The organism is Niallia sp. Marseille-Q9988, from assembly GCF_976954375.1.
On record NZ_CDRJSZ010000012.1, the window covers coordinates 87,631 to 102,826 of the forward strand.

General features: G+C 34.2%; 14 protein-coding genes. All 14 read left to right on the plus strand.

Translation table 11 applies throughout. The annotated features are described in order from the left end of the window. Positions 1-22 precede the first annotated feature (22 nt). Positions 23-1,771: a sensor histidine kinase gene (locus tag ACWNMZ_RS19890; protein WP_449598847.1), complete on the plus strand. Its 1,749-nt coding sequence runs from the start codon at positions 23-25 to the stop codon at positions 1,769-1,771. Further along, on the plus strand, positions 1,768-2,553 hold the full coding sequence (locus ACWNMZ_RS19895) for a response regulator transcription factor (RefSeq protein ID WP_031534896.1): 786 nt from the start codon (positions 1,768-1,770) through the stop codon (positions 2,551-2,553). The genes ACWNMZ_RS19890 and ACWNMZ_RS19895 overlap by 4 nt, the downstream gene beginning before the upstream one ends. Before the next feature lie 107 nt (positions 2,554-2,660). Further along, positions 2,661-3,980, plus strand: coding sequence for an extracellular solute-binding protein (locus ACWNMZ_RS19900; protein ID WP_449598848.1), 1,320 nt, complete (start codon positions 2,661-2,663; stop codon positions 3,978-3,980). 206 nt (positions 3,981-4,186) lie between these two features. Further along, entirely contained in the window at positions 4,187-5,065 is an 879-nt protein-coding gene (locus tag ACWNMZ_RS19905) for a carbohydrate ABC transporter permease (RefSeq protein WP_031534892.1), read from the plus strand. Between the two features lie 15 nt (positions 5,066-5,080). Then, the gene (locus ACWNMZ_RS19910) at positions 5,081-5,977 is read left to right on the plus strand and encodes a carbohydrate ABC transporter permease (protein ID WP_031534890.1); all 897 of its coding nucleotides are present in this window, start codon (positions 5,081-5,083) and stop codon (positions 5,975-5,977) included. Positions 5,978-5,996: 19 nt separating this feature from the next. After that, positions 5,997-6,152, plus strand: coding sequence for a hypothetical protein (locus ACWNMZ_RS19915; RefSeq protein WP_449598866.1), 156 nt, complete (start codon positions 5,997-5,999; stop codon positions 6,150-6,152). Positions 6,153-6,275: 123 nt separating this feature from the next. Further along, complete coding sequence (locus ACWNMZ_RS19920) at positions 6,276-7,391, plus strand: IS4 family transposase (protein WP_016201461.1); 1,116 nt, start codon at positions 6,276-6,278, stop codon at positions 7,389-7,391. Between the two features lie 119 nt (positions 7,392-7,510). Beyond that, positions 7,511-9,529, plus strand: a complete 2,019-nt coding sequence (locus ACWNMZ_RS19925) for a glycoside hydrolase family 52 protein (protein ID WP_449598849.1) — start codon at positions 7,511-7,513, stop codon at positions 9,527-9,529. Positions 9,530-9,700: 171 nt separating this feature from the next. Beyond that, positions 9,701-10,336 (plus strand): YesL family protein, encoded by a 636-nt coding sequence (locus tag ACWNMZ_RS19930; protein WP_031534886.1) that lies wholly within the window; start codon positions 9,701-9,703, stop codon positions 10,334-10,336. Positions 10,337-10,464: 128 nt separating this feature from the next. After that, positions 10,465-11,043 carry a Nif3-like dinuclear metal center hexameric protein gene (locus tag ACWNMZ_RS19935; protein WP_449598850.1) on the plus strand — a complete coding sequence of 193 codons (579 nt, stop codon included), beginning with the start codon at positions 10,465-10,467 and terminating at the stop codon, positions 11,041-11,043. 89 nt (positions 11,044-11,132) lie between these two features. Then, positions 11,133-11,255 carry a hypothetical protein gene (locus ACWNMZ_RS19940; protein WP_449598851.1) on the plus strand — a complete coding sequence of 41 codons (123 nt, stop codon included), beginning with the start codon at positions 11,133-11,135 and terminating at the stop codon, positions 11,253-11,255. Between the two features lie 307 nt (positions 11,256-11,562). Beyond that, a complete protein-coding gene (locus ACWNMZ_RS19945) occupies positions 11,563-12,525 on the plus strand; it encodes an ABC transporter permease (protein ID WP_449598852.1) in 963 nt (320 codons plus the stop codon). 13 nt (positions 12,526-12,538) lie between these two features. After that, entirely contained in the window at positions 12,539-13,408 is an 870-nt protein-coding gene (locus ACWNMZ_RS19950; protein ID WP_031534880.1) for a carbohydrate ABC transporter permease, read from the plus strand. A gap of 123 nt (positions 13,409-13,531) precedes the next feature. Next, positions 13,532-15,154, plus strand: coding sequence for an ABC transporter substrate-binding protein (locus ACWNMZ_RS19955; RefSeq protein ID WP_449598853.1), 1,623 nt, complete (start codon positions 13,532-13,534; stop codon positions 15,152-15,154). Positions 15,155-15,196: the final 42 nt, after the last annotated feature.

Sequence of the window (15,196 nt, forward strand, 5' to 3'; positions counted from 1 at the left end):
TAAAGAGAAAGGCGATAAATAGATGTTCAATTTATTAAGAAAATGGAATACACTAAGAAATCAAATCTTGTTTGTTTTTTTATCTGTTATGATAGTCGTTCTTTTATTTGTTAGTATATTGATATTTAATCAGGTATCTTCATTATTAGAAAATAATGCTGAAAAACAAATACAGCAAGTGGCAGTCGAAGCAAATGGCAGAATCGAAACCTTATATGAACAATTAAATATGGCATCAAAGCTTGTAGCCACTAATGATAAAGTACAAAAGCTTTTGACGAAAGAATATGATCAAAAACATGTAGCTTTTCAAGAGAAACAAGATTTGATGGGGACGGTTAATACAATAACCGCTAATTCAGATGGCATTTTTTCCTTTCAATTATTTACTAGGAATCATACACGAATTTTGCCTCTGGATAATGCTAATCTAATGACTAGTCTCGATACAAGATGGGTGAAGAAGGCGGATGACGCAAAAGGAAGCCTTGTGTGGATCGGCGAGGATCCCAATGACAGCAATTATTTTCTGGTTATCAGAAGGGTAAACCTTATTAATCGAAGTTTTGCAAATGGGGGATATTTACTTTTTAGTATTTATGGAAATTATTTTAAGTTTGCAAATCAAGCGCTTACAGGTGAAATAAATCAATATTTTATGCTTTTAGACGAATTAAATAAACCGATTATCACAAATTTTGAGCAATCAAGTGAGTCAATTGTGGAGAGGGATAAAAAAATTGTTCAAATTAATGAAAGGGATTACATGATTACCAAGAATTTTTCCAATGTAACTGGTTGGACGGTTCTCATCCTAACGCCGTTCAGTACGTTAACAAAAGGGATAACGGTGGTAAGAACAAGTATCCTCTTAGCTGGCTTAATTGGATTATTAATATATTTCATCTGCTCATTTTTTCTATCCAATATTATTACTAGACCCATTATTCGGCTAACAAATACGATGAGATTTGCAAGCGAAGGCTCTTTGCCATCGACACCTAATATCTCTTCTGTAAATGAAATAAACGAATTAAACAGTACATATAATCAGCTTGTAAAAGAAACCAATCATTTGATCACAATGGTATATCAAAAGGAAATAATTCGGAGCCGTAGTGAATTAAGAGCACTGCAAGCTCAGATTAATCCTCATTTTTTATTTAATACTTTAGATGCCCTTCATTGGACATTAGAAGAGAAAGAGGAGGAAGAGCTGGCAGAACTTGTTGTTACGATGTCTAATTTATTTCGATATACAATCTCTCGTTCCTCAGAGGAGGAGTGGGTACGTATAAAAGATGAAATAGAACATATAGAGGACTACATGGAAATAATGAAAATGCGATTTGGAGAGCAGTTAAAATGGCATATAAAGCTACCTCAAGCATTTGAAGAAGTACGAATTCCTAAATTTTTAATACAGCCATTAGTTGAAAATGCTGTATTACATGGAGCAGAAAATAAGCTTGGACAATGTACGGTTGATGTTATTGTTGAACAAGCAGAGGAGAATAACCGAATAAGAGTTAGTGTTAGAGATGATGGAATTGGCATCAATGCGTCTAAATTAAAAAGTATTAAAGAATCAATGGAAAAAGGAGGCATAACCTCTGCAGCAGGCAAGGGAATGGCTCTTTCTAATGTATACAAAAGGCTTGCACTCTATTATCAGGATAGGCAACAAAAGGGACTAATAATGGAAAGTAGTGAAAATAAAGGAACATTAATTTCTTTTGAAATTCCAAAAGATGGAGGGATGTCTGAATGAATACAAAAACAATATTAATTGTTGATGATGAGCCAAGATCGAGGGAAGGGATAAAAAAAACATTAGAGAATTGGTCTAACGGGCAATATCAAATATTATTGGCAGCCAATGCCGAAGCTGCAATTGACACCATGAAAAAGCAAAAAATAAACATCCTAATAACAGATATTCGAATGCCGAGAATTACTGGTATAATGATGTTAAAAACGATGAAAAATCAAGAACATCAACCTGTAGTTATTGTTATCTCTGCCTATTCTGAATTTGAGTATGCCCAAGAAGCACTTCGATTAGGTGTTATCAATTATTTACTTAAGCCAATAAGTAAAAAGAAACTAATAGAAGCAGTGGAAGATGCTATTACGATTGATAAAAATAGAGAAAGAGCCAATATAATCTCAAAAGTTGTTGATGACAAGTTAATTGATGCCACCGTAACGAATGAATCGGCCCGAGAACCAATACAGAAGGCATTGCAATATATTGATAAGCATTTAAAAGAAGATTTAAACCAACGTGAAGTAGCTGACCATGTTTTTTTAAATCCAAGTTATTTTAGCGTGTTGTTCAAAGAAGAAATTCATTTAACATTTAGTGAATATATCACGAGAAGGAGAATTCAGCATGCTAAAAATCTACTTATGTCAACAAAGCTTTCCATTGCTGATATTGCAGAAGAATCAGGATATAAAACCCCTAAATATTTTATAAAAATTTTCAAGGAATTAGAAGGAATAACACCGAGTGCCTATCGAAAAACCAATGTTGAAAGGGCTTTCTAAAAATAGTTGAACTTTTTCTAATCACTGTTACCTTTTTTCGGAAATCCAATAATGATAGACTTTAATTGTAAGAAAGAAATAAATAGAATGTATAGGGGGTAGTTTTAATGTTTCATAGAAAAGCAATGTCAGCCTTACTATCGGTTGCTTTATTAATGGTTTTAGTTTTAGCAGGGTGTTCTTCATCCACTTCTTCTAATAATGAAAGCGCTTCAGATGATGATGGTAAAACAGTTATTAAATTTATGCATTTGTGGCCAGAAGGAAGTTCAAAAGCTCAGTTCACAATTGTAAACGATATCATTAAGCAATATGAAAAAGACCATCCAGATGTGAAAATACAAACGGAAATTTTAGGAAATGAGCAATATAAAGATAAAATTAAAGTATTATCTGCTTCTAATGAGCTTCCAGATGTTGGAGTTACATGGGCAGCAGGATACATGCAGCCATTTGTTAAGGGTGGAATGTTCGCATCATTAGATGATGTCATTGATAGCAATTTTAAAGATCAATTTGTAGCAGGTACAACAGAAGCCTTTGCTATGGATGGTAAAACATATGGACTTCCACTTGAATTAAACATTACACCTGTATATTACAATAAAGAAATCTTTGAAAAATATAATTTAGAAGTTCCTGAAACATATGATGAGTTCCTGAATGTTGTGAAAACACTAGTAGATAATGATGTTACTCCAATAACTTTAGGTAATAAAGATCGTTGGACTGGTTCTATGTGGTATATGTACCTAGCAGATAGAATTGGTGGACCAGAAGTATTAACAAATGCGATTAATCGCAGTGGAAGCTTTGAGGATCCAGCACTTGTTCAAGCTGCTGAAGAAATTATTAAATTAGTAGATATGGGTGGATTTGTAAAAGGATTTAACGGATTATCCAATGATGAGGCAAAAGGATACTTTATGAATGAGCAAGCAGCTATGTATTTAATGGCTACTTGGGAGTTGCCAAACTATACAACAAGCCCAGATGTTACACAAGAATTTAAAGACAAAGTTGGATACTTTAAATTCCCAACTTATGAAGGCGGTAAAGGCGATATTAACAGCTTTGTAGGTGGTCCTGGTGTTGGACTGTTTGTTTCTGAAAAATCTAAAGTAAAAGAAGAAGCGAAAGATTTTGTAGCATATCTAGTCCAAGAATGGGGCAAAAACTCTGTTAAAGATGCTGGCGTTATCCCGGCAACTGTTGTGGATACTTCCAATATTGATCTTGACCCAATGTACATTGATATTTTAAATGATCTAGGAGAAGCATCGAACTTAACATTATATGCTGACGTTCAAATGAGCTCAAGTGTTGCTCAAGTTCATTTAGATATGATTCAATCACTATTTGGCGGTCAGGCAACACCAAAAGAATTTACAGCAAAACAAGAAGAAGCGTTAGCTGAAGAAGAATAACAAATAATGAGTGGAATCTATCATAGGGAAAAAGATGGATTCCACTATTTAAAAATAATCATTTAATTATGATATTGACATTATTGATTTTAAGAGAAGGCTTTGTTGAACGATAATATTGGTTTGATGAAAAAAATCACATTAGAATACCCAATATTATCATTTGACAAAGCCCTTACAAATCAATAAGGAGGGAGAGCAGAAAAATGAAAAATGTGATGTCGAATAAATGGGTAATCACTCTGTATGTGCTCCCTGCACTGTTGCTCATTTTAATTTTAATCTATATTCCTATTGTATTAACAGGATATTATGGCTTAATGGATTGGGACGGTATAGGGGCTAAGACCTTTATTGGGCTAGATAATTATATAGAGCTCATGAAAGATAAAATGTTCTGGACTAGTACGTATCATTCGGTTTTATTAGCAGTATTTTCTGCAATAAGCCTAGTAGCATATTTAGTAATCTCGTTAATTTTAGCAAGTAAGATTAAGGGAGCAGGACTTTTACGCAAAATTTATTTAATTCCAATGCTATTATCCTCTGTAGCAATTGCTCAGTTATGGTTAAAAATTTTCGATCCAACAAACGGAATGCTGAACAAGCTTTTGGAAATGTTTGGAGTGGAAAATACACCGATATGGCTTGCAGATCCTAATTTGGTCCTATATTCGATATTCATTCCAATTGTATGGCAATATGCAGGATTTTATATCATTATTTATTATGCAGCTTTAAAAGGGGTGCCAGATGAAATTATGGAGGCAGCTAAAATCGACGGAGCTACCCCGTTACAAATCGCTTACAAAATAAAGCTCCCACTGATTGCTCCAGTAATAAAAGTAACGATAGTACTAGCAATTGTAGGTTCATTAAAATACTTTGATTTAATCTATGTAATGACTGGCGGCGGACCTAATGGTGCTAGTGAAGTAATGGCATCTTATATGTATAAGGAAGCATTTAAAACATATAATTTTGGCTATGGTAGTGCTATTGGCTTTGCGTTATTAATAATCTGCTTAGTGATGACATGGGTGATACAAAAATTAACAGCATCAAAAGAAGATGCTCAGTATTAAAGGAGAGAGAGGATCATGAGTGAAGTAGTTGTACAAAAAAATAATAAAACTAATTTATCCACATCTCCTAAAACAAGAGGATCAATTGGAAGTAAAATAGGATACGGAATTTTGTATCTAGTACTAGGAATAATTGCCATTTTTCAAATATATCCATTAATTTGGTTATTCTTCTTTTCTTTAAAAACGAATCAAGAAGTATTTGGCTTATCTCCATTTGCTCTTCCAAAAGATCCACAATGGGGGAACTATGTAAAAGTATGGACACAAGGGAATATAAGCCAATATTTCTTTAATAGTGTGTGGATTACTATTGTCGCAGTAGTTTTAACTGTAATTCTAGCAAGCTTTGTTACTTTTGCAATAACAAGAATGCATTGGAAACTAAGTAAACTTGTTCTTGGATTGTTTATGGTTGGAATTATGATTCCATTGCATTCCACCTTAATTCCTTTATTTAGTTTCTTTAATCAATTACAACTAATCGATAATCCGATTTCAATCATCTTATCGTATACAGCGTTTAACCTACCGCTTACCATCATGATTTTATTAGGATTCTATCAAGCATTGCCACGTGAACTGGAAGAAGCAGCTGTAATGGATGGTTGTTCGATCCATCGCATATTCTTTCAAATCACGCTACCAATGACAACTCCTGTTATGGCAACAGTTGTTATTATCAATATGATCTATAACTGGAATGAATTCGTATTCGTTAATACGTTCATTAGTTCTGATAAATGGAAGACTTTAACCGTTGGTGTTAATAATTTCGTAGGTCAATATTTAACAGATTGGGGAGCTATTGGAGCTACCTTAATGATAAGTATTATTCCAATTTTAATTGCTTTCATCATCCTAAGTAATAAGATTGTCGAAGGATTAGCTGCCGGCTCTGTAAAAGGATAAAAAGGAGGAAATAATCACGATGCCAAAAAATTTATTTTTTAATGCTCATCATTCTCCAATAGGAGCGTTCTCCAGCTTTACGCTAGGATTTCCTGGTGATGGTGGTGGATTAGATTTAGAATTAGGTCGTTCTCCAAAGCAAAATATTTATATTGGAGCACTAGTGTTGCATTAATTTATTTTCACTATTAAAAATACTCAAAATGTTCAATTTTATTATTTTGTGCAAAGAAAAAGTCCTTTATAATGGATAAGTCAGGTGGTAACCCGTCCAAATCCACTAAAAAAGGACCAACTCATGGACAAGATTACACGAAAAACTTCATTTGGACAATGGTTTTCACCAATAAATCTTCAACTTTTTGAAGAAACCGTGAAAACGTTGAAATTAGATTACTATACGAAAAAACTAAAAACAGACTCATTTCTAAAATTACTCCTTTTTGCACAGCTACAAGAAGTCGAAAGTTTGCATGAGCTAAGCGATTGTCTTTTCGACGACCAACTACAAAAAGGCATTGATCTTGATTCAATCAGTATTTCTCAGCTCTCACGCCGATTAAACGGTATAAATCCAGATTTATTTCAAAGGCTTTTCCTTGATTTAGTCGCACAAATTCATGCAAAAACACATTATACAAAGCTTATTATGCCGTTAAAAATCATTGATTCAAGCACATTGCCACTTAATTTGACCAATCATAAATGGGCAAAGTTCCGCAAAACAAAAGCGGGTGTCAAGTTGCATTTGAGACTTGTGTTTATGGAAAAAGGGAGTTCCTATCCTGAAAAGGCTGTTTTAACAACGGCAAAAGAACATGATCGTGGTCAGCTTGAAATCATGGTTGATGATAAAGAATGCATGTATGTGTTTGACCGTGGCTACCTAGATTACGAGCGCTTTGACCGAATGACAGATGATGGTTACTTTTTTCTTTCAAGGCTACGGAAAAACGCAGTCATACGGGAAGTTTATAATTTTAAACTACCCGAGAATTCAGCTGTTTTGTCAGATCAAATGGTGTTGATTGGTACGACTCAAAACCGTGCTGAAAATTACTTTCGTCTTCTAAAAGTGATGGATTCAAAAGGAAATGAACTGCATTTAATTACCAATCGTTTTGATTTGAGTGCCGAAGAAATTTCAGAGATGTACAAATCACGGTGGGCAATTGAGTTGTTCTTTAAATGGATCAAACAGCATCTCAGCATCAAAAAGTTCTACGGTCAAAGTGAATGGGCGATTCAAAACCAAGTGTTTATCGCACTGATTGTTTTTTGCCTACATGTTCTCGTACAACTTGAAACAAGAAGTAAGCGAAAAACCTTACAAATTAGCCGTTATTTAAGGGCTGCATTGTGGAAACCAGCTCATATCTGGCTTCGAAAGATTGAAGGGAAAGCCATCCCTTAATAAGCAAATTGTTGTTGTCGCACAAGTCTAATTGTAAAAAAAAACCAAATGGATGGAGCCACCTTTGAATAGGTATTTACCTTTTTGGCTCTAAACAAGGAGGATAATCAGACTGAAAATTGCGACAATATTTATGCAACACTAGTGATATTGGAGCTGAATCTTTAGATAATGAAGGGACATATGAAGCTTTTCCGTTCTTTGCATACCAAGCCGATGATGAAAGTAAGCGATATGATATTGAAAATATGGATCCAGATCCAGATAAGCCTAATATAATTTTTCCTATCTCTAAAGATAAAATAAAACGTAATTTTCAACTTGGAACAGATACATGGGAATCTGAGGATCTATCTTTTACTATTTACTCCCAAGTAGAAGGTGTTCCAGATCCAAAAGCTGCAGATGAAGAAGAATTGAAAAGTACTATTTTGCCAGCTGTACTTGCTGAATTGACAGTAGATAATACAAACGGAACAAGAAATAGACGCGCTTTTTTCGGCTATCAGGGGAGTGATCCTTATTCATCGATGCGAAGAGTCGATGATACAATGGATGGCTTTGCAGGTATTGGTCAAGGCAGATTGACTGCTATTGTATCCAACAATCCTGATGTAAAATCAGCAATGCACTTTAGTTTGGAAAATATTCTAACAACTCCTGAAGAAGAGAATTGGACATTTGGATTAGGACCTTTAGGAGCGCTTGTTATGGATGTCCCAGCAGGAGAAAAAAGAACATACCAATTTGCCATCTGTTTTTATAGAGGTGGGATTGTAACTGCAGGAATGGATACTTCTTATTACTATACAAACTTCTTTAATAATATCGAGTCAGTTGCTGAATATGCGCTTGGAAATTTTGATCTACTTGCAGACAGATCGAAAAATGCGAATAAAAAAATAACTAGTACAAATCATTTATCGGAAGATCAAAAATTTATGTTGATTCACTCGATTCGCAGCTATTATGGATCTACACAATTGTTAGATTATAATGGTGAACCCTTCTGGGTAGTGAATGAGGGGGAATATCGAATGATGAATACATTTGATTTAACGGTTGATCAAATTTTCTTTGAGCTAAGAATGAACCCATGGACAGTAAAAAATGAATTAGATATGTTTGTCCAACGATTTAGTTATCAAGATACTGTTCGTTTTCCCAATGATGATACAGAATATCCTGGTGGGATAAGTTTTACCCATGATATGGGTGTAGCAAATACAATTTCTCGTCCGCAATACTCATCCTATGAGTTGTATGGACTTGATGGTTGCTTCTCGCATATGACCCATGAACAGCTAGTAAACTGGGTGTTATGTGCTGCCCTTTATGTTCATCATACAGGCGATCAAAAATGGTTGGATGCAAATCTTGAGATAGTGGAACAATGTTTTAAAAGTATACTAAACAGAGACCATCCAGAACCTGATAAGCGTAATGGTTTAATGGGACTAGATTCTTCAAGGGTAATGGGCGGTGCGGAAATTACCACTTATGACAGTCTTGACGTGTCGTTAGGGCAAGCGCGAAACAATATTTATCTTGCGGGAAAAATATGGGCTTCCTATATTGCACTTGAAAAAATATTTACGGAAAATGAAAGAGAAGATTTAGCTAAGCTTGCAGGTGAGCAAGCAGAAACATGCGCAGCAACCATTGTCGAGCATGTTACCGAAGATGGGTATATTCCAGCTGTCATTGGAGAAGGAAATGACTCGAAAATTATCCCTGCAATAGAAGGACTGATTTTCCCATACTTTACAAATTGTAAAGATGCGTTAGATGAACATGGACGATATGGTGTCTATATTCAGGCATTAAAGACACATCTTGAAACAGTGTTAACAGAAGGTGTTTGTCTATTTGAGGATGGAGGATGGAAAATCTCCTCTACAAGTAATAATTCATGGCTAAGCAAAATTTATTTATGCCAATTTATCGCTCGAGAAATTCTAGACTGGGAATGGGATGAAAAAGGGGCAAAAGCAGATGCTGCACATGTAGAATGGCTAACACACCCTGAGTTATCCGTTTGGAGCTGGAGCGATCAAATCATAGCAGGTGAAATCGCAGGAAGTAAATACTATCCACGTGGAGTAACGAGCATCTTGTGGTTGGAGGAACAGCATTAAAAGTAACTATGGTGAAAAAAGCATTCCTAGTGAAAGGGGAATGGGAGCTTAAGTAGCCCCATTTCCTTTATTTACAGTTATTTGCCAGAGAGATTTACTCTTAGTTTGCAAGAAAGATAAAAAAGACTAGGTAGAAAGTTAGCAGGACAGAAGAAAGTAGAGGGGAATTACATGTCAACAAAACCAATGGGAAAATTATATACCATCTGTGAATGGATTATGAAGCTGGCCTATATTAATTTACTATGGATTATGTTTCTGTTAAGCGGATTAATTGTATTCGGTTTTATGCCTGCGACAGTAGCTTTATTTACTGTTGTTCGAAAATGGTTTATGAAAGAAACCGAGATACCCATCTGGAAAACATTCTTCTCTGTCTATAAAAGTGAATTTATCAAAAGTAATGGTTTTGGCATGGTATTTGCAATGGCTGGAGCGATGTTGTATCTAGATTACTATCTAATTTTAAATTTAGAGGGAATAATCAGTATTATATCAACAAGTATCGTATTACTAATTTCTTGCTTGTATATTATTACACTTTTATTCTTTTTTCCTGTATATGTCCATTTTCAATTAAAATTCATCGAGTATTTTAAATATTCTTTTTTTGTAGGAATTTTAAATCTCCATTTATTGATTCTAGTAATCCTTGGAGTAGCTGCAGATATTTTTCTATTGATTTATTTACCTGGACTTCTACCATTTTTCAGTGGTGTTTCAATAGCTTGTATACTAATGTCAGGTGGTCTACTCATTTTTCAGCGATTGCAAAACCAGAAAACAAACAAGATTATCACGGAATAAGTAGAGTTTGAGACGAAATTTATCGTGAAAGAAAAATTCATAGAAAAACTTGTAAAAAAAACAGTTTGTATATTGAATGAACGAACTTAATCATGGTATAATTTGATTAACTTGATGGGGGAGATAGAATGACGAATATTCAAAGAGTAATTGATAAGTTAATCGAACCTGCAAGAAGATTTGAATCAACAACTGATATATTAGTAAAAGGTTCAGCTAATGTTGATGTTGAAGGAATTGTAATCGCATTCATGCTTACGCAAGAAGTATTAGAAAAAGCAATTTCTATTGGAGCAAATATGGTTATTACACATGAAGGTCCCTTTTATAGTCATGATAATTGGAAAGAGGCATATGCTGAAGATCCAATTTGTAATGCAAAACTCCAAGTAATAGAAGAAGCAAATATTAATATTTTTCGCTTTCATGATTACTTTCATCGCTACACTCCAGATGGAATTATGGTCGGTTTGATTCGAAAGCTTGAATGGGAGAAATATGTTGAAGAGAACCATCCTACTGCAACTATTTTAACCATTCCAAAGAAATCGGTTATGGAGATAGCAATGTATGTAAAGGAAAAGCTTGGCGCTCCTTTTGTTAAAGTTGTTGGTGATCAGTTAATGGAATGCATAAGAATCGGAGTGCTGGCAGGTTATCGAGGTGGAGGAGAATTAGTCATTCCTTATTTCAGAATCAACACCTAGATTTAGTTATAGCAGGTGAAGGTCCAGAATGGGAAGCTCCAGAATATGTAAGGGACGCTATCCACCAAGGAGAAAAAAAGGCACTTATTATGATTGGTCATGCAGTTAGCGAAGAACCTGGAATGGAGTACCTCCAATCATTAGTTCAAGAATACTTTCCACATATTCCAGTTCATTACTTCAAAGAAAAGCCATTGTATCAAATTAATTAAATGTTTTAAGTAATAATCGTTTTTTAGGTATACTACCATACTAGTATTTTTCTGAAAAATACAATCTTATCACTCTCAATCACTTCATTCAATTGTTTCATCTCAAATTTTCTATAACATTATATCCTTTTACATAATAGCATTTCATAATTTGTAACAGGACTTCTAAAATTCGTAAAAGTAAGCGCTTTATAAAGAAAGTGTATTTGCTTCATCTTCGTAAGATGAAGCTTTATAATAGTCAAATACTTCTTAAAGAATTTGTATATGACTAAAAAGTTACTAATAATAGAAATGGGGGGTCCTAATGGAAACTGAAGTAGTTCATTCACAGGTAAAGACTACTAGTAAGCCAAAAAGAAACAAATTTAAAACTTTGAAGATTGCTATACGAAAAGATTGGCAGCTTTATTCTTTGTTAATATTGCCAATCATCTATTTATTAATCTTTAAGTATGGTCCTATGCTTGGAAATGTTATCGCTTTCAGAAGGTATATGCCAGGCGGTAAGATTTATGGCGAGCAATGGGTCGGTTTGTATTATTTTCAAATGTTTATTGAAGATCCAGTTTTTTGGAATGTATTTAAAAATACTTTTATTTTAGGTGGATTAACACTGCTATTTTGTTTTCCAATGCCGATTATTTTTGCTCTTCTTTTAAATGAAGTGAAGTCAAAAAAATTCAAAAAGTTTGTACAGACTGCTTCTTATTTACCGCATTTTTTATCTATCGTTATAATTGCAGGGATGGTTTTACAATTAACCGCATTAAACGGTTCGATCAATGCAATAGTAGAATTTTTCACAGGAGATAAAATAAGCTTTATTCAAAGTCCAGAATGGTTTAGGACCATTTATGTTACATCAGAAGTATGGCAAGGAATGGGATGGGGAGCCATTCTTTACTTGGCAGCCTTAACAACTATTGATGAATCCCTCTATGAAGCAGCGAAAATAGATGGTGCAAATCGTTGGAAACAGACACTTCATATTACGATTCCTGGTATCTTACCGACAATTGTTACCCTATTAATTCTAAACATAGGAAGCTTTCTAGCAGTTGGCTTTGAAAAAATCTTATTGATCTATAATCCTTTAACATATGAAACTTCCGATGTTCTTTCTACTTATCTATACCGGGTTGGTCTAGAGTCTAATAATTTCAGTTATGCTGCAGCTATTGGATTATTTGAATCTATCATTGGATTAATACTTGTTTTAACGGCTAATAGTATTTCAAGAAAACTTACAGAAAGAAGTTTATGGTAGGAGGGGAGACTAGATGAAAGAATCGAAGCAGTATAAAATTTTTAAGGTCTTTAATGTTTGTATTCTATTAGTAATCATTTTTTGTACGTTATATCCGTTCATAAATGTTGTGGCACAGTCATTTAGTAGTGAGTCCTATATTAATTCAGGACAGGTAAATTTATTGCCAAAAGGTTTTAATGTAGATACCTATCAAAAAGTTCTTAGTGATGATATGTTCTGGATAAATTATAAAAATACAGTTGTTTATACAATAGTGGGGACAATCATATCCATGTTTTTAACAACTATATTTGCATATGCACTTTCAAAAAGAAGATTGGTTGGCCGCAGGTTTTTAACAGTGTTTGCCGTTTTTACCATGTTCTTTAACGGAGGCTTGATTCCAAACTATGTATTAATCAATGCATTGGGCTTCGGTAATACGATGTGGGCAATTGTTATCCCCGGAGCAATTAGTATTTACAATATGCTAATAATGAAATCCTTTTTTGAAAATATGCCTGAAGAATTAGAAGAGGCAGCTTCTATTGATGGTTTAAACACATACGGTATTTTATTAAAAATAGTTTTGCCGCTAAGTAAAGCGGTAATTGCCACAATGGTATTATTCTATGCGGTTGCATATTGGAATTCTTGGTTTAGTGCTTTCATTTATTTAGATAAAAAAGAATTATTTCCAGTAACAATTTACTTAAGAAATATGATTGCAGGGGCAACAAGCGCTATGTCAGCAGGAGCAACGTCGGCAGACAACTTAACACAGATTTCCGCCAACATTAAAGCCGTAACAATGGTTTTAACCATTTTACCAATACTATCTGTTTATCCATTTGTACAAAAATACTTTGTTTCTGGTGTCATGCTCGGCTCTGTTAAGTAATAAAACAGGACCGCTAGCTAACTGGAATTCAGCGTAGTTATTTTTCGAAGAAGTGTTTACAATATGCCATATCTTGAGAAAAAAACCTACGCTTTTCCTATATATATAAGGGGAGGAAATACCATGAAGAAAAGTTTAAAAAAGGTTGGGTTATTTCTAAGTTTATGTATGTTTGTACTTATTGCAGCTGCGTGTTCTGATGATGATGCGGCAAGCACAGAAGTATCTACAAAAGGAGCTATGGAATCGTACTCGGTTGGAGACACATTTAAAGCTACGGAACCATTTGAATTACCAATCTTATATATGGAACAGTCTACATATCCTTATGAGAAAGATTGGCTTCTATGGGATAAAATAACAGAAATTACGAATGTTACTTTAGAGCCAACAATCGTACCTTTGAGTGATTATACGCAAAAAAGAAGTTTGTTGATTAGTTCAGGTGAAGCACCATTATTAATTCCAAAAACATATCCTGGCGAAGAAACTGCGTTTGTTTCTTCAGGTGCTGCACTTCCAGTAAGCGATTACATTGATAAAATGCCTCATTTAAAAGATAAAATAGAAAAATGGAACCTAGAAGAAGAGTTAGATACTTTACGACAACAGGATGGAAAGTTTTATGTCCTTCCAGGTTTGCATGAAGAAGTTTGGCCAGATTATACATTGCTCGTTAGAACAGATGTCTTTGAAGAAAATAATATTGATATACCAACAACTTGGGATGAACTATATGTAGCAATGAAGAAGTTAAAAGAAATCTATCCAGACTCTATTCCGTTCTCCGATCGTTTTAAGTTTGATAGCACCCTAAATATTGCTGCAACAGGCTTTGGAACAAAGGCCGGTTGGGGATTTGGAAATGGATTGTCTTATATAGAGGAACAAGATGAATTTGTTTATGCACCTACTACAGACGAATACAAAGAATTAGTAACTTATTTTCATAAACTAGTAGACGAAGGGCTGTTAGATGAAGAGAGTTTCACACAGACTGATGAACAGGCAACGCAAAAATTTGTAACTGGAAAGTCCTTTATTATCAATGGTAACTCACAAACTATTAATTTACACCGCACAGATATGGATAAAACATTAGGAAAAGGAAATTATTCTATTTCAAAAATAACCGTTCCTGGTGGTCCTGCAGGTCAATTAATGGCAGGTTCTCGATTAGAAAATGGTGTTATGATTTCTTCAAAAATAAAGGAAAGTGAATATTTTGAAGCAATTCTGCAGTTTGTTGACTGGTTATATTACAGTGATGAGGGTCAAGAATTCGCTAAATGGGGAGTAGAAGGAACAACATTTACAAAAGAAGATGGAGTAAGAACATTAACGGAAGACGTCACTTATAACGGTCTAAATCCAGAAGGAACAAAAGATTTACGTGTTGATTTTGGTTTCTCAAATGGGGTTTTTGCATATGGTGGAACAACAGATTTACTTCACTCTATGATGAGTGAAGAGGAAATCAAATTCCAAAACGATATGAAAGCAGTAAAAACAACAATTCCAGCAGAACCAATTATTCCGTATTCTGTAGAAGATAGAGAAAGAGCTACTTTACAAAGCACACCATTAAAAGACTTTACGACTCAAAACACATTAAAGTTTATTTTAGGTACACGTGATTTAAGTGAATATGATGCTTTTATTAAAGAGCTAAAAAGTCAAGGGTTAGATCAATATGTAGAAACAGCAAATAAAACATACCAAGAATATAAGAAGAATAATAAATAATAGATGAAGAATTGATGAGGTATCCTATAGCGACTAGCAATA

Bases quoted from the DNA above. Each gene is read 5' to 3' on its own strand.
- ACWNMZ_RS19900 (WP_449598848.1), top strand. From the start codon at position 2,661: ATGTTTCATAGAAAAGCAATGTCAGCCTTACTATCGGTTGCTTTATTA.
- ACWNMZ_RS19930 (WP_031534886.1), top strand. From the start codon at position 9,701: ATGTCAACAAAACCAATGGGAAAATTATATACCATCTGTGAATGGATT.
- ACWNMZ_RS19905 (WP_031534892.1), top strand. From the start codon at position 4,187: ATGAAAAATGTGATGTCGAATAAATGGGTAATCACTCTGTATGTGCTC.
- ACWNMZ_RS19945 (WP_449598852.1), top strand. From the start codon at position 11,563: ATGGAAACTGAAGTAGTTCATTCACAGGTAAAGACTACTAGTAAGCCA.
- ACWNMZ_RS19955 (WP_449598853.1), top strand. From the start codon at position 13,532: ATGAAGAAAAGTTTAAAAAAGGTTGGGTTATTTCTAAGTTTATGTATG.
- ACWNMZ_RS19890 (WP_449598847.1), top strand. From the start codon at position 23: ATGTTCAATTTATTAAGAAAATGGAATACACTAAGAAATCAAATCTTG.
- ACWNMZ_RS19940 (WP_449598851.1), top strand. From the start codon at position 11,133: ATGATTGGTCATGCAGTTAGCGAAGAACCTGGAATGGAGTACCTCCAA.
- ACWNMZ_RS19895 (WP_031534896.1), top strand. From the start codon at position 1,768: ATGAATACAAAAACAATATTAATTGTTGATGATGAGCCAAGATCGAGG.
- ACWNMZ_RS19915 (WP_449598866.1), top strand. From the start codon at position 5,997: ATGCCAAAAAATTTATTTTTTAATGCTCATCATTCTCCAATAGGAGCG.
- ACWNMZ_RS19920 (WP_016201461.1), top strand. From the start codon at position 6,276: ATGGACAAGATTACACGAAAAACTTCATTTGGACAATGGTTTTCACCA.
- ACWNMZ_RS19950 (WP_031534880.1), top strand. From the start codon at position 12,539: ATGAAAGAATCGAAGCAGTATAAAATTTTTAAGGTCTTTAATGTTTGT.
- ACWNMZ_RS19910 (WP_031534890.1), top strand. From the start codon at position 5,081: ATGAGTGAAGTAGTTGTACAAAAAAATAATAAAACTAATTTATCCACA.
- ACWNMZ_RS19935 (WP_449598850.1), top strand. From the start codon at position 10,465: ATGACGAATATTCAAAGAGTAATTGATAAGTTAATCGAACCTGCAAGA.